We start from the raw sequence: 21,221 nt of genomic DNA on the forward strand, positions 1-21,221 counted from the left end.
TCACTGTGGCAACGCTCACAAGACGATGGCTAATGCGAATGCGATTTTTCCCCAAAAACGGCTGACTCCGGTTGTTTATGCCATAACATTTCTAATTGCTCTAATGAGCGCCCCTTGGTTTCGGGTACCCAACGATAGATAAAGACAATAGTAAAAATGCCCATGACGCCATAGAGCCAGAACGGAAACCCACCATTAAAGGTTTGATATACCCAACCACTTTTAGCATTCATTATCGGGAAGGTCTGTGAGACCACATAGTTGGCAACCCATTGCGCTAAAATAGCGATAGAGAGCGCTTTGGAACGGACACTATTGGGGAATATTTCTGAGAGCAACACCCAGGTCACTGGCCCTAAAGAGAACGCAAAAGCAGCGATATAGGCCAATACGAAAAAGAGTAAATAACCACCAATAGCATGGAAATAAGCAGCGGTGCCAATGGCAAAAATACTCACCGACATAATGCCGGCGCCAATCATCATTAATGGTCGACGGCCAAATTTATCCACAGTAAAAATAGCAACAACGGTAAATAAGAGGTTAACCGCACCCACTAAGATAGTCTGCAGTAAAGCGATATCAATTGAAGAGTTGCTAAAACCTTTTAAAATTGTCGGGGCATAATAAAGAAAGACATTGATCCCAGTAACTTGTTGAAACACGCTCAGTAGTACCCCAATGACCACCAGTCCAGTTAAACCTTGTTCACGAATGCTCACCGACTTATGCTCTAGCGATGCGACAATATCACGCCACAGAGGCTCTATATCGCTACTGGGGTTACACGCTTGTAGTAACTGTCGAGCTTGTTGATTTCGACCTTTCATAGCTAACCAACGCGGTGTTTCTGGCACAGTAAAGAGAAGCAGTAAAAATAATCCTGCAGGAATGGCTTCTGAACCAAACATGTAGCGCCAACCCACTTGATTTAACCAGCTTTCTGGCCCAAGCAGCGCAATGCCATAGTTCACAAAATAAACCACCAACATCCCAAAAATGATAGCAAACTGGTTACAAGCTACCAGCGCACCTCGCTTCTCCGACGGGGCAATTTCGGCGATATACATGGGCGATACCATCGAGGCGATCCCCACTCCAATACCACCAATAATCCGATAGATAATAAAACTAAAGTCACTGGCCGCTACCGCCGAGCCAATCGCTGAGACTAAAAATAATAAAGCGGCAACAATCAACGCCCCGCGCCGACCATAACGACTACTTAACACACCCGCTATCGCCGCTCCTGCCACGCAACCTATCAACGCCGATGCCGCAGCGAATCCAAGCTGTGCCGGGGATAATGAAAAATATGTTTGTAGCGCTTGCGTAGCACCTGAAATAACCGCTGTGTCATAACCAAATAACAAGCCACCTAATGCAACAACTAACGTCAACCTAAGTACATGGATCTGTTTCATTGCCATTCTCCGTTTACATTTCATCCACAGCTATATTAGAGAGCCTGACAACAAGCGAAATTATGTTTATCCATATCCTGATTATGTGATTTGGTAAATGTGATACCACACGGGTTTTCTCACATTCCATTTACCTGAAGCATCTGTATTGATCTAGGCGTGTTATAAAAACGCAGCCTACAGGCTGCGTTTTTATACACAATGAAGAAGAATAGACACTTCTAAAACAATGACTTAAGAGCCGGATAGAGAGCTTGATAGATCGTTCTTTTTTGTTGTAATTGCTGATGACGCTTACGATCAGGTTGATGAGTCGCTAACAATTCAGGCTGTGGACAGCAATCATCAATATTGGCATGCGGAACTGTTCCTAGCATCGCTAAGCGGGCAGCGCCTAAAGCGGGGCCAACCTCCCCTCCCGCACGATAGATTAAATCACGCGCTAAGGTGTCAGCCAATAATTGGCGCCAATAAGCACTTTTTGCCCCGCCGCCAATCAAGGTGATTTCATCACTTTGATAACCGCTTTGATGGAGTGCATCCACCCCATCTGCCATAGCAAAAGACACGCCTTCTAACACCGCTTGAACCAGATGTTCACGGGTTGTATTGTGCGTCAAGCCAAAGAATACACCTTTGGCGTTAGGATCATTATGCGGTGTTCTCTCACCGGACAGATAGGGTAAAAAAGTAACCTGGCTCTGTTCCAGCAAGGCGGTATCTAAAGTGCTTAGCATCTGGCTAACAGACTCATAATGAGTCAGTTTAGCAATCCAATCGAGGCACGACGCGGCACTTAAAATCACCGACATTAAATGCCATGAATGTGGCAATGCATGACAAAAACTATGTAGAGCAGAATCTGGATTACGGTGGATGCCATCACTGACCGCAAAATACACGCCGGAAGTACCCAGCGAGAGCATCGCTTGCCCAGGACGCGTCACCCCAACCCCAATCGCGCCCGCAGCATTATCACCACCACCTGCGACCACTGGCACACACGACATACCCCAGCGCGCGGCGATATCCTTTTTCAAAAAACCCGTCACTTCAGGCCCTTCATAAAGCGTTGGCATTTGCTCACGGGTGAGCCCAGTGGCATGAAGCAACGTGTCATCCCACTGCCGCAGAGCCAAATTCAACCACATCGTCCCGGCAGCATCAGACATATCACTGGCATATTCGCCAGTCATACAATAACGCAAATAGTCTTTGGGCAATAACACCTTGTCAATCGCCGCAAATATGTCAGCTTGATGCTCTTTCACCCAAAGTAATTTGGGCGCAGTAAAGCCCGGCATAATTTGATTACCCGTGCGTTGTTGACTATCTGGCACTAATTTTTCTAGCAACACACATTGCTGATAGCTGCGCCCATCATTCCATAATATTGCAGGACGCAAAACATCCCCTGCAGCATCTAATAACACGGCCCCATGCATCTGCCCTGATAAACCAATGGCTTTGACCGTCGATAGATCGACCTGCTTTTTTAATCCCTCAATAGCGTGTTCACTCGCTTGCCACCATTGCTGCGGATCTTGTTCGCTATAAAGAGGGTGTGGATGCTGCACCGATAACGCGCAGCTGCATTGTGCTAGTAGCTCGCCGCTTTGAGCCAATGCAATCACTTTAACGCTGGAGGTTCCTAAATCAATTCCCAAATACATCTGCTACTCCTAGCTCATTTTGCTGTGAATGATCCTAATGTTCGACACCCACCATAAAAAAGCAATTATGTTTTTTATTATTGCCCAGTTACTAATTTTACTTTTGTGAGCTGGATGCGTGATTGTTCACAACATCCATTATAGCCCTCATCTAAAATGATCCTTTTTAGTAATAAGTAGAATATCAATTGAAAACAAAGCGCTTTATTCGACTGTTGTTTAATGCCAATAAAACCTACGATAGGCAGGTTATTGCAGGTGTTGGACGATACTTAAATACAGCCCAATGTAACTGGGAAATTTTTTTAGAAGATGATTTTAGAACGCAACAAACCAGTCTCAAGCAGTGGCAAGGCGATGGCTTAATTGCCGATTTAGATGATCCTTATATTGAACACCATATTGCGCGACTTAATGTTCCAGTAGTTGGTATTGGCGGATCCTACGCTTGCGCTGAGCACTATCCCAACGTCCCGTATGTCGCCACAGACAATCGGCAAGTGATCATGCTTGCATTTGAGCATCTTAAATCCCGCGGGTTAGAACATTTTGCCTTTTATGGTATTCCAAGAGACCCCCATTATCGCTGGGCTAACGAGCGAGAAAAAGCCTTTGCAACCGTGACTCAGCAAGAAGGATTTGCAAGTCACATCTTTCATGGTCATATTATTGATTCACAAAACTGGCCAATTGCGCAGCAGCAACTTTGCCGGTGGCTCGAAGAACTTCCCAAACCGATTGGCATTATTGCCGTCACCGACTCCAGAGCTAGACACCTACTCCAAGCATGTGATGAGCTTTCATTAATGGTTCCAGAGCGAATTGCTATCGTAGGAATTGATGATGAAGAGGTCGCGCGTTATCTTACTCGGACATCCCTAAGCTCGGTGCAACAAGGATGCCAAGAGATGGGGTATCGGGCGGCTGAGTTATTAGACAAACTACTCGCGAGCAAGTCACTGACAGCGAGTCCATCGCGAATACTCATCCCACCGCTCACTATCCATGCCCGCCAAAGTAGTGATTTTCAAGCTCTCAACGATCCCTATGTGATTCAAGCAATGCACTATATTCGCCAGCATGCTTGCCATGGCATCAAAACTGAACAAGTTCTCGATTATATTGGCCTGTCTCGCTCTAATTTAGAAGCCCGCTTCAAACTAGAACAAGGGCAATCTATCCATCAAACCATTCATCACTTCAAGTTGCAGCAAGCCTGCCAATTACTACGCACAACTGATATATCCATCGCTCAAATTGCCTATTACTGTGGGTATCCTTCCATACAATACATGTATGCAGTGTTTAAGAAAAACTTCAATCTGACCCCAAAAAAATACCGCAATCGTGAGAGCATATTGACTTCCAGCGATGTTCTTTGATGCATAAGTGCAAATTTAACCGCGAGCAATAAGTGAGTCCATCACAGTTTTGAAAATCGACGAATACTGCATCGATTGTTTAGCCAATATATAGCGCTTGGTGAAACAACCAAATCCATTCATCTGCGACTTAGTTCATCACGCTCGAGTGAGCCAATATCTGCGCCATCTTGTCAACGATTTTAAGCCAGCTTTGCGATAGTGTTTGACTCATTGCCAAATAACCAGAATGTGCCAATGGCGCACTAATTTGAAAAGCATGTCGACTTTGCCGTTCATGGTGTGAACTGAGCAATTGCCAATAGCCGCTAATATGAACATTACCTTGGGTATCCGTCATAAATTGGGTGCATTCAATCTGCAGTTGCGCGCGCGGTTGATCTTTGCCTGCGACAAACCAGTTGATCTGAGGGAGTCGTTCGGCTAATCGCGTTTGGGTTAAACGGCGCAGTTGTGAGGCCAGAGGCTCGGCCCAAAGATGCTGTCGGCTGCGATACACCTGCCCTTGCGGACTGACTATGATCATCTGATTGCCATCCAAGTAATCGGGCAGTTGAATGGCCAACAATTGAATTGCACCCGTTTGCGGCGATGCATTCTGAATAGCCGGCACTGAACGTGAAACGCTGAGCAAATACTCTTGAGTACCTTGGGTGGACTCAGAGTGGCTGCATCCTGCCAGCAAAACCAGCGCCGCTAGGCTGTAAACCATCCGCCATCTATTCATTAGTGACTCTCCATTGGGTGACCTGCAGGAGGGATCTTATCAGCGGGCCTTGAATGATCAAAAATCAATGCATTAGAATGTTCGCCCAATTGCTGCAACAAAGGTTGCAGTTCATTGAGCGAGCGTTGTAGCGATTTAAAACTCTGCTGTAATGATTGTCCCATCGCCCCCTGCTGTTGATACTGACTCAAAGTACGATTAATTTGCACCAACGTATCGCGAACATGCGTCGGCAGTTGCTCTTTAGTAGAGCGCTTAAGTAATTGATTGAGCTGATCGCTACTTTGCCGCAAGCTGATTAAACTCTGATCCGCTTGTTTGAGCGTTTGTTGTACTCCCTGCATTGTTTGCTGAATGGGCGCTTTAGCTAGATGATCAAGGATTTGAACCAACTTATTCTGAATTTGGTTGAATTTACCCGCTACAGTGGGAAATGCGGCATATCCACCAAAAGTCTCAGATGTCGGTGCTTTTGCGTGAGGAACAAAATCAATATCAATAATTTTGGCACCGGTGAGAATATTACTCGTTTCTAATGAAGCACGCAGTCCCAGCTTAATTTGACTTTTAAGTAGCTCTTGCCAATCTTTTAACGAAATATTTTTCTGAAAATCACTATCTAAGCGTTGTGGCTCAATCCGAGCAAGTACTGGAATTGAAGGATTGCTCATCGTTGACAAGCGGTGGAACGAAATACCATTATAAGGGACTTGAGTCACGGTACCGATACGAATTCCACGAAATTCCACCGGAGCGCCCTCTTCAAGCCCACTGATATTCGAATTAAATAGGAATACATAATTAATAAATTGATCATAGCGGTGGTTTTCAGCCTGCTCTTTTGAACCATAAAGATTAAACTGGGTAAAATCAGGTACCGGTTTACCAGCATGACCTTTGGTTACGCCAAAACTAATGCCGCCTGAAAGTAGTGTCTCTAGCGAGTCCATTTTCACCTGCACTCCGCGCGCGGAACTTACTATAGCAAGCCCAGGGGTTAACCAAAATTGCACCGAGCTGTTGACCAATTCATCATAGGGCGCTTTGATAAAGAGTCGATAGGTAATATCTGCACTCTTCAGATCAAACCCCACTTTTTCAATATAACCGACCTCATAGCCGTGAAAATGCACGGGCGCACCCACATCAAGCTTGGATAATCCATTACTGCGCAGTCGCAGACGGATACCTTGGTCTTCAGATGTTGATAATGGAGCTTGGGTCAGCATATTAAAGCGAGTTTTTTCCCCCTGATGACCAGGCTCCATCTCAATATAAGCTCCCGATAACAAAGTCCCTAAGCCACTAATACCTTCTCGACCAATTCGCGGTTTAATCACCCAAAATTTAGTATCATCACCGAGCATCTGACGGGTGCCATTATCCAATCGCACTTGAATAATGGCATGATTATAATCTTTACTTAGATGGATACTGGTCACTTCGCCGACATCGACATTACGCGCTTTTACTTTGGTTTTACCAACGGATAGCCCTTCTGCATTAGAGGCGACGATCTCAATCAGCGGCCCTTGAGTCGCCCAGTTTTGATAGAGCATCCAGCCAGCAACCACTAACGCCACAATCGGAACCAGCCAGATCGAGTTAAATCGTACACGGCGCAGCGATTGGACCGATGGTTTTAAGTCACTCAAAGATACTCTCCTCTTCTGGCGTAACACTCGCCCATAATAATCGGGGATCAAAGCTCATCGCAGCGACCATGGTTAATACGACCACAGAGGCAAATGACAAAGCAGCTGGTCCTGGAACAATAAACATTAATCCTCCCAACTGCACCAACGATGTTAATAAGGCCACAACAAATACATCAATCATTGACCAACGACCCACAAATTCTGTCAACTGATACAACTTCTGTTTAATTCTTATCGATTGCGATGATGGAAAATAGCTCTGCCAACACAACCAACACAGTGCCAATATTTTACTAGTCGGCACCAGTATGCTTGCCACAAAAATGACAATAGCCACCGGATAAGACCCCATCTGCCACAACAACAAAACACCGCCAATAATGGTGGAATAATGCGTTATAGCTAACGAATGAGTATCCATGATGGGGAAAAAATTGGCCGGTATATACATCAATATCGAGGCAATCAAGAGCGCCACCGTTTTGCTTAAATCAGTGCTGCGTTCAGGTTTTATAAAGTGTTGGCAGCGTGGACAGTGCTGCGCATCCAGGTGTACAGATAAACCACAAAAGCTGCACATGCCAAGCCCTTGCTGAGAGGCCACGCCAGTCACATTAGCCCCCACGCTCTGAGTGTCATCAATCCAACGCCAAAGCTGGCGATTGTCCACCAGTCCCATCACGATGACAAAGAGGATCACAAACCCACAGTAAGCCCAAAATGAGAGACCTAACTGAATACTCGCCATTGAATGCAGCTTGATCAAGGCGACCAAAACGCCGATTAAGAATACATCGACCATCAGCCAAGGCTGCACCACCACCAACCAACGTGCAGCCAAACGTTTAGCCAACAGCGGCCAACCCGTCACCCCTGCTATAGCTATGTAGATAATACTTAACAAGAAACTTACCGGTAAAATAACCAGCAACAATAATATGATGATTGATAATCCCAAAAAATGATGCGACATCAAAACGCTGATCATATCGAACAAATGAATCGATTGCTCAATGCCGTGTGATGAAAAACCGATCAGTGGAAAATAAATCGCCATCAGAAACATCACCAATGCCGCCACCGACAACGACAAGATACGCTCGGGCCAGTGGGAATAGATGACCGTGAGAGTATGCCCACAACGCGCGCAAAGTGCTTTCTCTCCCGGATGCATCACAGGTAACGAATTGATCCAATCGCAACATTCGCAGACCATCAAATGAGGCTGCTGCTGTTCATCTGGGCGGATAGGATGCTCTTGTTTGAATCTTGATATCGAGAATACCTTCAAACCAACGCACTCCCTTACTAGGCGTCAATAACAGCAGTCGATGCTTAATCGTCATCGATCAATAAAATATATCTATAATGACATCGATAATCGACACCATTATATTTGCATCTGTTGATTTTGCATAGATTTATGCCAGTCATAGACTGCTATGTTTTTCCCCATTATTCGTTATATAGTACAAAATTAGACAAGCCACTCAATAAGAGAATCAGATGAAACACAAAAATCGCATCTTAGCCTGTGCACTCCCATTACTTAGCCTATCGCCACTTGTCTATGCAGCACCAAACGATGGCGTGCAAATTGGTGCGTTCATCGCCCACGCTCCCCGCTATTCGGGTTCAAATGATTCGCATCTACAAATTTTACCTTTAGTCAGTGCGAAGATGGGCATGTTTTTTTTAGATTTTCATCGTGGACTAGGTGTCCATCTCGATTTAACCAATCACTGGTATGTCGAACAGTCATTAGGTTATCGCGGCACGCGCAAAGACAGTGATAGTAATTGGGGTAATGGCAGCGATTACCTTAAAGGGATGGGGAAAACTGATTCAGCGTGGACTAGCACAACCACGTTCGGTTATGCATTCAATCCTTATATTAGCGCTGACGTCAGCGCAACAACAGCATTAAACCATGATCAAGGGATCAACTATGTACCCACAATCTCTGGGCAGTTCCCCCTCCCCAATCAATTTAGGCTGATAGCCAAAGCCAGCTGGTTATTGGCAACTCATAATTACACCCAAACCTTTTATGGCGTCAATACAACGCAAAGCCAGCAAACGGGTTTTGCGCGCTACCATAGTGCAGGCGGTGGATATGGGCATCAACTCAGCTTAGGCCTTATCAAACTCATAGGGGAGAATATGACCGCATCGCTGCTAGTCGGTTACACCCATTTAAGCGATAAGGTCGCTCGCAGCGATGTGGTGCAAGATAACAATAACTTGACCACGGTATTAGCGTTGTCCTATCGAATCTGGTAGCGCCTTTCAGATTGATGTAACCACCTTTTTGAAGTGGCTACATTATGATAACTTGCGCGCGCAGCTTACTTGCCGATCTGCGTCGGTGATGTCAGCAACGCCGCTAATTGAGTCACAGCACCTTTAGCACCTAGCTTTAAAAGCTGTTGGTAAGCACACTCAATCGCGCTGACAAAGGTCTGATTGGCAGCTAATTCAGCGGGGAAAATAGCATCAACAGCGAGTAATTTGGCTACAACCGACACATTCAGCCCTTGCCCATCGCAAATCGCTTTCAGTTCACTTGCCATCGGGTCAACGACTTCAATGGGCCGATTGTCTTCATCAACTGCCGCCACATAACGCATCCATCCAGCAATAGCTAACGCCAAACAAGGGAAGTCATTACCTTTGGCTAAGTGAAATTGTACCGAGGTCAGCATTCGCTGCGGCAATTTTTTACTCCCATCCATGGCGATTTGCCAAGTTCGGTGCTGCAAATTAGGATTAGTAAAGCGTTCTAACAGCGAATCAGCATAACCACTTAAATTAACGCCTTGTACCCGCAATGTCGGAACTTGTTCATCCATCATTAATGCCCGAGCAACGCGGCAATAATCATCATTAGCCACCGTCTGGGCAATCGTTTCATAGCCACCTAAATAACCAAGATAGGCCAACAATGAATGACTGCCATTGAGCATTCGCAGTTTCATCTCTTCAAATGGAACAACATCATCAACCAGCTGAGCTCCAACTTTTTCCCATGCGGGTCGGCCTGCGACAAAATGATCTTCTACCACCCATTGACGAAATGGTTCACAGACAATACTGCAGGGATCGCTCACACCGCCCAATTGCTGACTCACCTGTTGATAGGATTCTGATGTCATCGCTGGCACAATTCGATCCACCATCGTACATGGAAAAGTGACATGCGCATCAATCCACTGGGCAAGCTCGGCATCGAGCTGCTGAGCATAATCAAGCACAACTTGGCGAACTACGTCTCCATTGCCTTGAATATTGTCACAGGAGAGAACTGTAAACGGTTTGGCTTTCATTTGGCAGCGCATCGCAAGCGCTTTTACGATATAACCGATGGCCGATTGGGGTTCATCAGGCGTACTTAAATCATGCACGATCAGTGGATGGGTTAAATCCAACCGTCCTAGAGCATCTGCACAATAGCCTTTTTCAGTAATGGTCATCGAGACGATAGCCACCTCGGGATCGGCCAATTTATCCAACACAGCGTCAATACCATCTAACTGTGGATGGAGTGACTGGCAGATCGAACCACTGACTTTCACAGCCGTTTGCGTGGCTCCTTTTTCGATGACTGTATACAGATGTTCCTGTTGACGAAGCATCTCTATTTGCGTTTCGCCACCCATCAAATTGATCTCGCAAATTCCCCAATCAGTTGCCTCATCTTGCGCTAAGTCGTTCATAAACAGCGCCTGATGCGCGCGGTGAAAAGCACCAAACCCTAAATGCACCCATTTCGGTTTGAGCTGATGACGATCATAGCTAGGACGTTTCACCTGCTCTGGTAAATTCGCCGTTGCAATCGTTGCTTGCATTAATTTTGCTCCTATTGAAAGAGATCCTCGAAGATAAAGGAATGGATAAATCGACTTACTGACTTCACAATGGGGCAACCACTCCTTACAGTATCTTAGCGAGACTTAAAGTTTGGTCGCAGACGTCCCATCAATAATATTCAATCTGTTGATATTAAGATGAAACACAACCCAATAAAGCGTGGTTAGTCTATGATGATGCTGGCAACGGTAAGCGATTGGTTGACTTATTTTTGTGATAAACATCCCAATTTATAAAAAATTGGTATAACCATTTATAATTTTGGTGCTAAAAATCAATAAAAATAAGATTATCCATTGACTGGTCAACCAATTTAGCCTTAGCATTTAGTCTTCAAGTGATAATCACCATTGAAATCAATTCGAAGACTGACTTAAGCTATAAATTGGTTGACCAAAAAAAACAAAAATTTAGCTGTATTGTCATTACCATGAGATGTTGGATCTGCACGATACGGGCACTCGCATCATCACACAACATGAAGCAATTTGAGTGAACTATGTTATCCAGAGAACCTAAACGGCAGTACCAAACCATTGGTCTTAAGCTGCGCAGCCTACTCGAGCAAGGCGATTATCAAGTAGGGGAACGCTTGCCGCCAGAGCGCGAAATTGCTCAGCTCTACGACGTCAATCGCGCGGTCGTGCGAGAAGCGTTGATCATGCTAGAGCTCGAAGAGTTGATTGAAATTCGCAAAGGTTCTGGCATCTATGTGATTGCACAACCCGCCCCACGCCCATCAAATACAGATGAACAAGACGGAATACGTGATGATATTGGTCCTTTTGAATATCTACAAGCCCGCCAACTGTTTGAAAGTCAGTTAGCTGAGCTTGCAGCAATACAGGTTACTAAACACGATATTAAAGCGATGAATCAAGCATTAGTGAGCGAAAAACAAGCGCTAGCTGAGGGCGATACAAGTTATGATGGCGACAAAAGTTTTCATTTGGCCATTGCTAAAGCCACTCAAAATAGTCTTTTAGAAGAAATGTTAGAATCTCTGTGGCTGCGCCGTCAGCAAAGTCCAATGTGGAAAAAGCTCCACACCCATATTACCAATCACAGTTATCGAAAAGATTGGTTGGACGATCACCAAAAAATATTGTCCGCCATCAAAATGAAAAATGCTGTCGAAGCCAAACAGGCGATGTGGCAACACCTTGAGAATGTGAAACAACGTTTATTTGAGCTTTCTGATGTGAACGACCCTGAATTTGATGGCTATTTATTTAGCTCTGCTCCACTTCACAATATACCGACGCTCGAATAATAATTTAATCTAAGTGAGATAATTTATGGAACATACATGGCGATGGTACGGGCCCAATGACCCCGTCACCTTAAGTGATATTCGACAAACTGGAGCAACCGGAATTGTCAACGCATTACACCATATTCCCAATGGACAAGTTTGGTCTGTTGATGAAATTCAACAACGTAAAGCCCTGATCGAGCAGGCTGGATTAATATGGTCAGTTGTGGAAAGCGTGCCAGTCCATGAAGAGATCAAAACGCGCAGTGGCAACTACCTGACGTGGATTGATAACTACAAACAAACGCTGATCAATCTGGCTCAGTGTGGCATTGATACGGTCTGCTACAACTTTATGCCTGTTCTGGATTGGACTCGCACCGATCTCGCTTATCAACTTACTGATGGCTCACGGGCACTGCGCTTTGACCAAATTGCGTTTGCCGCATTTGAACTGCATATTCTCAAACGCCCTGGCGCAGCGGCTGAATATAGCAGCGATGAAAAGGCCCAAGCGAAAGCCTATTTTGAGAAAATGAGTCAAGCAGATATTAACCAACTCACAGCCAATATTATTGCGGGGCTACCTGGCGCCGAAGAAGGCTATACCTTAACCGAATTCCAAAAACAGTTGGATCGTTATAAAGCTATCAACAAAGCGACGCTGCGCAACAACTTACAGTACTTTTTGTTGCAGCTAATGCCGATTTGTGAGCAATACGGGATGAAACTTGCTGTTCACCCCGATGATCCACCGCGTCCAATTTTAGGTCTGCCACGCATTGTCTCAACGATTGAAGACATGCAATGGCTAACCCAAGCCGTGCCAAGCCAGATGAATGGCTTTACCATGTGTACCGGTTCTTATGGGGTGCGAGCCGATAATGACTTGGTCAATATGATTGAGCAATTTAGCGATCGCATCTACTTTGTCCATCTACGATCAACCGAGCGCGAAGACAACCCCAAAAGTTTCCATGAAGCATCCCATCTCACGGGTGATGTCAACATGGTGGGCGTTATCACGGCTCTACTCAAAGAAGAGCGGCGTCGCCAAACACAAGGGGAACAGCGCCTTATCCCGATGCGCCCCGATCACGGTCATCAAATGCTCGATGATCTTAATAAACAAACGAATCCTGGGTATTCCTGTATCGGGCGGATGAAAGGGCTTGCCGAATTAAGCGGTATCGAATTGGCTTTAAAACAAATACTCGACAAATAATGAATAATCTAAAAAAGCCCCAACCAGGGCTTTTTTAGGCGGTTAGACCCAGTGAATATGAGCCTTACAAGTAAACAACTAACTGTCTGCTTGTCCACATCGGTTGCCATGCGCCAGACAATATCATTAATTACTCGATCTGTTGGGTAGCATCATTATAGGCAAATATTTGCTCTGCGATCGTCTCCGTCGACATGGCAGTTTTATGCTCAGCTACAACGGCTCATGGTCGCGCTGGAGTAATACCAATTAACTGGTGTAATTGGTATTATTTTTCCACTCAAAAATCACAAAAAAGACAAATGAAAAAGCCCAAAAGGTTGGCCGATCAAACCAACCCATCAGAAGAGAAATTAAGGCTGCAACAGTTGAACTAAGTCGAGTTGCGATTGCTGCGGATCACGGACGGCATGGCTATTTTCAGCCCCTTTGGGTGAAAACCACATGAGTTGATCTTTTTTCAGCGAATATTGGGGCCAATTTGCTAAGCCTTTACCATTGGGATTGCCGGTTTTAGCAAAGTTCACCCAGTATTGATGAATCAATGTTGCCATCTGTTGATCAGAGGCGGTCACCTTATCGGCGTAAGTCGCATTCAGAGTATTAAATACATATGGGATCTCAGAGGCGTGCACGGCGCCTGGCCACTGATCTTGACGACTCTTAGCCACATAGCCAAACCGATATTCCCAAACCGGAACATGTTGTTTAGCAAACTCTTGCGCCACAAATCGCGCTGGCTCTATCATCATCTTTTGCATCGCTATGCGATACGCTAAAGCTTTTAATGGGTGAACATTCGCATAGGCATGCGCGGCTTGAGCCGCTTGTTTTCCGAACTGCTTAAAGATATCAGCTCGATTTTTATAGTGACGCATGACAAAGCCCAAATCGAAGCTATTCGCCCCAACCAGAATAGGGATATGCGCAAAATCTCCGGCTTGGTACGCTTTCTCAGGGTTTTCGGTCATGACATGCCCATCCATCATTGGGCCTGAATAGGTGGCCCGCTGCGCGCCCATATTCCACATATTGATATCACCGGCGACCATTTTAGCGGGTAACGCCCGCAGTTTTGCTAACGCATCAGCACCACTGCCACTAATGCCATGGGCTTTAGCAAAAGCAAGGCCGGTTTGCACCGCTTTATTCCATGGATAATCACCATTAATATTCACGCGCCCACCTCCCGATTCAATAATCGCCTTATTGAACAGATCGCGACTGTAATGACTAGTTAAAAGCGCATGCACCGAAAAGCCACCCGCTGACTCACCAAACAGCGTCACGTTACTCGGGTCGCCACCAAATGAGATAATATTATCCTGAACCCAGCGCAGCGCTTTAATTTGGTCCATCAATCCATAATTACCATGGAATAAATTGTTAGTCAGAGCTGGATGAGCAAAGAAACCTAGTCGCCCTAAGCGATAGTTAATACTTACAAACACAATTCCTTGGCGTGCAAATGAGCGCCCCGCATACACAATAGCTGCGCTACCGCCATTGACAAATCCTCCGCCATGGATCCAAACCATCACCGGCATTCGCTGTTGAATTTGGCTTGGTCGCCACACATTAAGCGTTAAACAATCTTCACTATAACGAGGCGGCAATGGCGCAGCATCGCCTTTCAACGGTGTTTGTAGACAACTTGGGCCAAAGGTAGTGGTCTGTTTAATCCCCTGCCAAGGCTTAGCTGACAACGGCCGTTGCCAACGGAGTGTACCAACGGGTGGACGCGCATAAGGGATCCCTAAAAAACGATCGACACCGTTTTGCACACTCCCTTCGATACGCCCTGATTGTAGCTGAACTATCGGTCCTCTCGCTAGCACTGCTGTGCTATAAAAAAGCGCCGCAGCAACTCCCCAATTTAATAATCGCATGTTCTCCGCCTTACGTCTTCGCGAACGACCCATCCTAATGATGGCTGTCTATCTAGCGATTCATATCTCTCACCCCAAGTTGATGAACAGAGTCGCTAAAGCCTTTGTTTATAATCTGTTATCACACTACTTTTGCACAGCTGGCCACAATGAAGGGGAATCAAATGACTGATCTAACGCATGACTAAACCAGCGACCATCTAACACCTTGTGAATCAGCTGCAGTTTGATGGCATTTGGCAATTGATGATCCTGTTTCATTGCAACAATCAAATTCTGCTGATCATAAGATTTCGACGACATGTTAATCACCGCCTTATGCAGATTGGCATTAAGCATCAACAGCGCTTGGCCTTGTTGATCATGCTTAGGCGTCCAACGCAGCCAAGGCACTAAACCAGCGCCGTTTGGATTGCCGCTTCGGATAAAGTTGGCTAAATAGCGTCGAAAATACTTGGACAAAGCTAAAGCACCCGGCTGCTGAAAAGCATCCCCCAAAAAATGCCGATTCCAATTGTGATCAAGTAGCGGCATAAAAATACCATGAAATGCACCTAATAGCCCCATCTGTACGCCGGGCGTGACATAAGGATCGTTTCCCAGTTGTACTTCAGTCCCATAGATAGGTGCACGATAGTGAGCATACATCTGCTGTGCCGACTGCTGAACATTAAACAAGCTATATAGCTGCCCCCCATAGTGTTTGACAAACTGGTACTGTTGCAACAACGATGGGGTATTTAGCAGCGAACCGTCATGCCAAGCTTTAGCAAAATAAGGATCATTTAAAGCAAAGATTGAAAACTCAGTTTGTCCGGATAACATGATAACGGGCACGCTTTGGTAAGTCGTCGTTTGGAATCCCTGTTTAGGCAATACATGACCATCACGATACAAATGCGGAAAGACATTCATGCGGATCCCGGCATTATTCATCAACATGACTAATCGCTGCAGCGATAATTGCTGAAGATACTGAACAACTGCCTTGCCGCCTTGATGCAGCCAGTCTTTGGCCTGTTGCAACGTGGGTTTAATTTTATCGGCAACAACCAATGGGGCAAAAGCATTCAGAAAAACCTGTTGGCTTTGCGCCACGCCAGCGGTTGTCATTCCGCCACTAAAGACAATAGCCCGTTGAAATTGACCTTTAAATAACGGTGAAATCAGCATCGCCATGACATCGCGTCCTCCCGCTGAAAAACCAGCGACAGTGACTTGCTTCGGATTTCCCCCAAACGCGCCAATATGTTGATGTACCCACATCAATGCAGCCCGCTGATCGAGTAGGCCAAAATTGCCAGAAGCCTGCTGCAAATTTTTAGTTTTAAGCGCTTGCAGCGGATTAAATCCAAGCACACCGAGTCGGTAATTAATCTGCACGATGACCGCATTAAGTGCTTGTGCCAACGCGGCAGGATTAAATTCATTGGCCTTTCCAGTTTGATTATTACCGCCATGGATATACACCAATACCGGCAATGATTGTCCCTGATGAGGGCGATAGATATCTAGATTTAAACAATCCTCCTGACCGGTCAATTTTCCATCTTGCCACTGCGGACAAACAGCGCCCTCTTGGATTGCCTTATAGGTGCCCGTCAAAGAGGCCAATTGAGGAAGCTGCCAGCGCCGTTTTCCCTCTGGGGCTTTGGCATAACGGATCCCTAAAAAACGATCAACGCCGTTTTGGCGCAGCCCCTCGATCTGCCCTGATGGCAACTGCACTAATGGCGCGCGAGCAAAGGCATTAACCACACTACAAAAAAAAACGGCTGCGACTATACTCCACTTAATGATACCCATACTTATCTCTCCTAATGAACTCATCTCATACTGGTTAATAGCAAGACCCTTTTACCTGCAATACACGTCGTTTGTGCAGCAACGTTCAACCTATGCAATAGAAACTAAACACAAACGCATCATCTAAAAATGTTGGACGAAAAGGGCGACATAAAATCGCTTTATCTTGCGACTAACCAGGTGATGTTGCTAAAACTGAACTGGGCATATAATCCAAAAAAATGCTTATCAAAGCTGGTTATTTGAAAGAGTTAGCAACTCAATGACGACAAAAATATCAATGAGCTTATCAATCAGATCGTTTGAATCACTTAAAATGGGCATAACAACCACGCGGATCATAAAGGTCGTGCTCAACTGCCGATTAGCTCGGCCATCCAAATGTTTAAAACACTCTGTTTCAGATAATCGAAACATAGTTTATTTAGTTATTTCATAAATTGATAAACCCCATGCGGGCAATGCCACTTGCTGTCCATGAACCACGGCGCGGTTATGATAAATATCTTGACCCGATGCCCAGTTATATTTAAATGACTGAGATTGACTGGAGTAGTTAAAAACATATTTGATGATATGACCTTGCCGATTTATCCCTGTTTTAACAATAAGTGGGAACTTAAATTTTTGATCGCGACCATCGATACCCGCGTTATTCACAGCTTGAGCTAAAATAGCTTGGAGTAACTTCTGTTTGGGCATAAAACCAATATAAGTTGCATCCCCTTTGCCATACGAGTTACGCGTTATCGCAGCATATTTGCCCCAAACTGGATGCTGATAATAAGCCAATACTTTGCCGTGATCAGGCACCAATAACTCCATCCACCATTTGGCTTGGTTTTGCTGCTTGCTCACATGGTAAGGGTTGCCTTTCAGCGAAACATTTTCAGGAATGACAAACTGCTGATAATGTACGCCAGCAGAACGATTAATTATCCCAGGCTGTTGGCTATCCCATACTTTGACATGCTGATCAGAGAAGCCATCTTTAAAGGTATAAACAATGTGTCCGCCTTGTTTCACATACTGATTCAAACGCTCTAAATCCGTTTTGGAGGCAGAATAAAGTGCCGGAACCACTAACAGTTTATAGTGGTCCAATTGTAGCTGGGTACTTTGCGGCGACACAAAATCCACTGAAACATTCATATCATAGAGAGACTGATAAAAATCGTGGAGAATATCGTTGTAGCCAATCTGACTCGTCCAACCAAACTTAAAGGCATTAAACGCACTAAGCGATTGATTACTTACATAGATTGCCGCTTGATTATCAATTTTCAGATCCACCAGCTGAGAACTGAGTGCTTTAAATTGAGCCCCAATTTTCTGCGCTTCGCGATACGTTGGGTTAGGTTTGTAATCTTGCGACAACAAACCGCGCCAGTATGTTTCAATTGAGTTAGCAGTCGTGCCCCAATGCCAGTATGAAACCATATTCGCTCCAGAGGCTAAATGGCTAAAGGCTTGCAATGTCAGCTGCCCTGGATAAGGCGTCCAATTTGGAAAGCCTTGCGCTTGCGTTTCAATTACGTAGTAATTTTGGCCCAGTTTCAATGAGCGAGCCATATCACCGCTCATCGCAATTTCAAGTCCTGTCAGGTGATCTTGAGTCGGATGATAAACATCCATGCCAACTACATTTAAGTTTTTGGCGGCCTCAAACTGATTGACCTGTGACTGTAGCCCATATGAATAACCGCGCCAGTCCATATCAAAGTTTTGCGTTACAAACTGATCGGGACGAGCATATTTACGAACCAACTTCATTTGCCAATTTAAATAATCGGTCACTAATTTACGTTGAAATTGAGCAAACTCAGTTTGGATACTCGCATTGACCGAACCATTCACTGAATCTGGAAAATCCTGCCAGCTGGCGATGCGATGACTCCAGTAGTCCGTTCCAAACTCATGGTTGAATGCATCTACATTCGGATATTTTTTCTCTAGATATTGACGAAATGCTGCCTGTACATTGAGCCCACTGGTATGATAAGACTTGGTCTCATTATCCACTTGATAGCCGATTACGTTGGGATAATGCGCTACATGCGCAATGAGTTTTTCAATCATGGCTTGAGCAGCTTGGCGAAAATGTGGATTGGTAATATCCATGTTTTGCCGCGGTCCGTAGGGCATCTGCCCAGCTGGGGTCTGAACCAGAATATCTGGATACGCTTTCACCAACCAACTCGGTAGGGCATAAGTGGGCGTGCCGACAATCACATCAATCCCAGCGGCACCCATCGCTTTAATCACTGGATCAATCTGTGAAAAGTCATATTCCCCAGGTTTCGGTTCCAACGTGGCCCACGTTGACTCGGCAATTCGCACCACATTAATGCCAGTTTCTTTCATCATTTTAATATCTTGATGCAGACGGTCTGTGGGTAAGTACTCATGATAATAGGCCACACCAAAATACAGATGATCGGCTGGTTTTTTAGCAAGGGAAGCCGCCTGTACCACACTGCTTGCCAGTGCGCTGACAGTCATAAAAGCAGGAATTAATAACTTTTTATTCAATGACATGGATTGATCCCTTTTATTGATAAGGACAAAACACCTTATCATCCAAAACGTGTCTCATTATTTTTTAAATAGCTTCATATAGAAAATATAGACAACGGGATGTAATAAATCCTGCAATTAACATAGCCAATAATCATTGCTTATATTTTCTAAAAAGATGCCTTTTACACGAATGCCCTTATTATTTTTAAGCGCAAATAGACCTGTCAATAAAATGTAAAGCTTGATCCAACAAGAGCAAATTAACCATTAAAGATAATATAAACGCTTATTAGCGAGCCATTAAAATGAAATATAGCTCAAGCTAATAATGGCTATAACCGTCTGTTCACAGCTATAGCCATCAGATTAATCTGGCTTAGGTGCACTTAATTGCTCGCCATTAGATGCAATTATTTTCTTATACCAGTAAAAACTTTTCTTAGGAGTTCGAGCTAGTGACCCGTTCCCTTCATCATCTCGATCAACATAGATGAAACCGTAACGTTTAGACATCTGCGCGGTTGATGCACTGACTAAATCAATCGGTCCCCAACTGGTGTATCCCATGACCGCTACGCCATCTTGAATAGCTTCCCCCACTTGGTAAAGGTGCGCATTGAGATAATTAATCCGATAGTCATCTTCAACAACACCTTGCTCGTTGAGTTGATCTTTAGCCCCGAGGCCATTTTCAACCACAAATAAGGGTTTCTGATAACGGTCCCAGAGCATATTCAGTAGAATACGCAAACCTTGGGGGTCAATTTGCCAGCCCCACTCAGACTCCTCTAAATAAGGGTTAGCAATCATCTCTAACATGTTGCCTTTGGCTTTTTCCTGCTCTTTAGGATCGGCGCTTGCACAGCCACTCATATAGTAACTAAAGGAAATGAAATCAACGGTTTCTTTGAGTGCTTGACGATCGTCATCCGTGATATCAAGTGATACACCCAGTTGCGCAAATTTACGATGCATATAACTCGGATAATAGCCACGCGCTTGCACATCGCCAAAAAATAACCAGTCATGATTTTGCACTTGCGCCTTAAGCACATCACCAGGGTTGCTGGTCAATGGATAGATCAACGCTCCGAGCATCATGTTGCCAATTTTACCGTCAGGGATTAATTCATGGCAGGCTTTGACGGCTTTAGCACTGGCAACTAACTGATGATGGATCGCTTGATAGCGCATTTGTTCCGTACAATCTCGGGGCAAACCAGCACCAGTAAATGGTTCGTGTAGAGTCACATTAATTTCATTGAAGGTGAGCCAGTGCTTCACCCGATCGCCAAAACGGGCAAACGCCACACGGGCATATTTTTCAAAAAAGCCAATCACCTCACGACTTGCCCAGCCCTGATATTTATCCGCTAAATTAAATGGCATTTCATAGTGTGACAGCGTCACCAGCGGCGTGATGTCATATTGAGCCAGTTCATCAAACAATTTATCGTAATAAGCGAGACCGGCTTCATTGGGCTGCTCATCATCGCCATTGGGGAATATGCGTGTCCACGCAATGGACAGTCGAAAACAGCTAAACCCCATTTCATTCATCAAAGCAATATCTTCTGGATAACGATGATAAAAATCGATGGCTATATCTTTGATATTAAAATCACCATTGGTGCGTTTAACAATCTGACCAAAAACGCCAAAAGGACAGACATCTGAGGTTGAAAGTCCTTTACCATCAGCAATGTGACTACCTTCAACTTGATTGGCGGCAATCGCACCACCCCATAAAAATGAATCTGGGAAACGAAAACTCATAGAGATAACTCCTTTC

At 44.9% G+C, this 21,221-nt stretch carries 14 protein-coding genes; 4 read left to right on the forward strand and 10 right to left on the reverse strand.

All coding sequences use genetic code 11. The features are described from left to right. Positions 1 to 29 precede the first annotated feature (29 nt). Positions 30 to 1,424: a sugar porter family MFS transporter gene (locus ABUE30_RS05185; RefSeq protein ID WP_408622641.1), complete on the reverse strand. Its 1,395-nt coding sequence runs from the start codon at positions 1,422 to 1,424 to the stop codon at positions 30 to 32. Positions 1,425 to 1,645: 221 nt separating this feature from the next. Next, on the reverse strand, positions 1,646 to 3,097 hold the full coding sequence (gene xylB / locus ABUE30_RS05190) for a xylulokinase (protein ID WP_408622642.1): 1,452 nt from the start codon (positions 3,095 to 3,097) through the stop codon (positions 1,646 to 1,648). Positions 3,098 to 3,285: 188 nt separating this feature from the next. On the opposite strand from xylB, the gene ABUE30_RS05195 reads away from it, so the two are divergent. Continuing rightward, positions 3,286 to 4,479, forward strand: coding sequence for a XylR family transcriptional regulator (locus ABUE30_RS05195; protein WP_408622643.1), 1,194 nt, complete (start codon positions 3,286 to 3,288; stop codon positions 4,477 to 4,479). A gap of 130 nt (positions 4,480 to 4,609) precedes the next feature. Here ABUE30_RS05195 and ABUE30_RS05200 read toward each other — a convergent pair whose 3' ends face one another. From ABUE30_RS05200 to ABUE30_RS05210, 3 genes are read right to left on the reverse strand one after another with little or no spacing between them, the layout of a single operon-like run. Further along, positions 4,610 to 5,206, reverse strand: coding sequence for a PqiC family protein (locus tag ABUE30_RS05200; protein WP_408622644.1), 597 nt, complete (start codon positions 5,204 to 5,206; stop codon positions 4,610 to 4,612). Beyond that, entirely contained in the window at positions 5,206 to 6,861 is a 1,656-nt protein-coding gene (gene pqiB / locus ABUE30_RS05205) for an intermembrane transport protein PqiB (RefSeq protein WP_408622645.1), read from the reverse strand. Before pqiB ends, ABUE30_RS05200 begins: the two co-directional genes overlap by 1 nt. After that, positions 6,854 to 8,155, reverse strand: a complete 1,302-nt coding sequence (locus tag ABUE30_RS05210) for a PqiA/YebS family transporter subunit (protein WP_408622646.1) — start codon at positions 8,153 to 8,155, stop codon at positions 6,854 to 6,856. Before ABUE30_RS05210 ends, pqiB begins: the two co-directional genes overlap by 8 nt. 215 nt (positions 8,156 to 8,370) lie before the next feature. Here ABUE30_RS05210 and ABUE30_RS05215 point away from each other — a divergent pair, with 215 nt between their 5' ends. Continuing rightward, the gene (locus ABUE30_RS05215; protein WP_408622647.1) at positions 8,371 to 9,147 is read left to right on the forward strand and encodes a MipA/OmpV family protein; all 777 of its coding nucleotides are present in this window, start codon (positions 8,371 to 8,373) and stop codon (positions 9,145 to 9,147) included. Positions 9,148 to 9,212: 65 nt separating this feature from the next. Here ABUE30_RS05215 and ABUE30_RS05220 read toward each other — a convergent pair whose 3' ends face one another. Beyond that, a complete protein-coding gene (locus ABUE30_RS05220; RefSeq protein WP_408622648.1) occupies positions 9,213 to 10,712 on the reverse strand; it encodes a mannitol dehydrogenase family protein in 1,500 nt (499 codons plus the stop codon). A gap of 521 nt (positions 10,713 to 11,233) precedes the next feature. On the opposite strand from ABUE30_RS05220, the gene ABUE30_RS05225 reads away from it, so the two are divergent. Both ABUE30_RS05225 and uxuA read left to right on the forward strand, forming a co-directional pair. After that, positions 11,234 to 12,007, forward strand: coding sequence for an FCD domain-containing protein (locus tag ABUE30_RS05225; RefSeq protein ID WP_408622649.1), 774 nt, complete (start codon positions 11,234 to 11,236; stop codon positions 12,005 to 12,007). Between the two features lie 25 nt (positions 12,008 to 12,032). After that, positions 12,033 to 13,214: a mannonate dehydratase gene (uxuA, locus tag ABUE30_RS05230; RefSeq protein ID WP_408622650.1), complete on the forward strand. Its 1,182-nt coding sequence runs from the start codon at positions 12,033 to 12,035 to the stop codon at positions 13,212 to 13,214. A 353-nt stretch (positions 13,215 to 13,567) separates the two neighbouring features. On the opposite strand, the gene ABUE30_RS05235 is transcribed toward uxuA, so the two are convergent. The 4 genes from ABUE30_RS05235 to ABUE30_RS05250 form a co-directional block, all read right to left on the reverse strand. Beyond that, positions 13,568 to 15,103 carry a carboxylesterase/lipase family protein gene (locus tag ABUE30_RS05235; protein WP_408622651.1) on the reverse strand — a complete coding sequence of 512 codons (1,536 nt, stop codon included), beginning with the start codon at positions 15,101 to 15,103 and terminating at the stop codon, positions 13,568 to 13,570. A gap of 126 nt (positions 15,104 to 15,229) precedes the next feature. Further along, a complete protein-coding gene (locus tag ABUE30_RS05240) occupies positions 15,230 to 16,909 on the reverse strand; it encodes a carboxylesterase family protein (RefSeq protein ID WP_408622652.1) in 1,680 nt (559 codons plus the stop codon). A gap of 420 nt (positions 16,910 to 17,329) precedes the next feature. Beyond that, on the reverse strand, positions 17,330 to 19,447 hold the full coding sequence (locus ABUE30_RS05245; RefSeq protein WP_408622653.1) for a beta-galactosidase: 2,118 nt from the start codon (positions 19,445 to 19,447) through the stop codon (positions 17,330 to 17,332). A 348-nt stretch (positions 19,448 to 19,795) separates the two neighbouring features. Beyond that, positions 19,796 to 21,205: a glycoside hydrolase family 1 protein gene (locus ABUE30_RS05250; protein WP_408622654.1), complete on the reverse strand. Its 1,410-nt coding sequence runs from the start codon at positions 21,203 to 21,205 to the stop codon at positions 19,796 to 19,798. Between the last annotated feature and the right edge of the window lie 16 nt (positions 21,206 to 21,221).

It is taken from the genome of Celerinatantimonas yamalensis (assembly GCF_046054155.1).
GTDB classification, from domain to species: Bacteria; Pseudomonadota; Gammaproteobacteria; order Enterobacterales; family Celerinatantimonadaceae; genus Celerinatantimonas; species Celerinatantimonas yamalensis.

Coding starts and splice junctions, on each gene's coding strand:
- ABUE30_RS05220 (WP_408622648.1), bottom strand. CDS start 10,712: ATGCAAGCAACGATTGCAACGGCGAATTTACCAGAGCAGGTGAAACGT.
- ABUE30_RS05200 (WP_408622644.1), bottom strand. CDS start 5,206: ATGAATAGATGGCGGATGGTTTACAGCCTAGCGGCGCTGGTTTTGCTG.
- ABUE30_RS05225 (WP_408622649.1), top strand. CDS start 11,234: ATGTTATCCAGAGAACCTAAACGGCAGTACCAAACCATTGGTCTTAAG.
- ABUE30_RS05235 (WP_408622651.1), bottom strand. CDS start 15,103: ATGCGATTATTAAATTGGGGAGTTGCTGCGGCGCTTTTTTATAGCACA.
- ABUE30_RS05250 (WP_408622654.1), bottom strand. CDS start 21,205: ATGAGTTTTCGTTTCCCAGATTCATTTTTATGGGGTGGTGCGATTGCC.
- xylB (WP_408622642.1), bottom strand. CDS start 3,097: ATGTATTTGGGAATTGATTTAGGAACCTCCAGCGTTAAAGTGATTGCA.
- ABUE30_RS05240 (WP_408622652.1), bottom strand. CDS start 16,909: ATGGGTATCATTAAGTGGAGTATAGTCGCAGCCGTTTTTTTTTGTAGT.
- ABUE30_RS05185 (WP_408622641.1), bottom strand. CDS start 1,424: ATGAAACAGATCCATGTACTTAGGTTGACGTTAGTTGTTGCATTAGGT.
- ABUE30_RS05215 (WP_408622647.1), top strand. CDS start 8,371: ATGAAACACAAAAATCGCATCTTAGCCTGTGCACTCCCATTACTTAGC.
- ABUE30_RS05245 (WP_408622653.1), bottom strand. CDS start 19,447: ATGTCATTGAATAAAAAGTTATTAATTCCTGCTTTTATGACTGTCAGC.
- uxuA (WP_408622650.1), top strand. CDS start 12,033: ATGGAACATACATGGCGATGGTACGGGCCCAATGACCCCGTCACCTTA.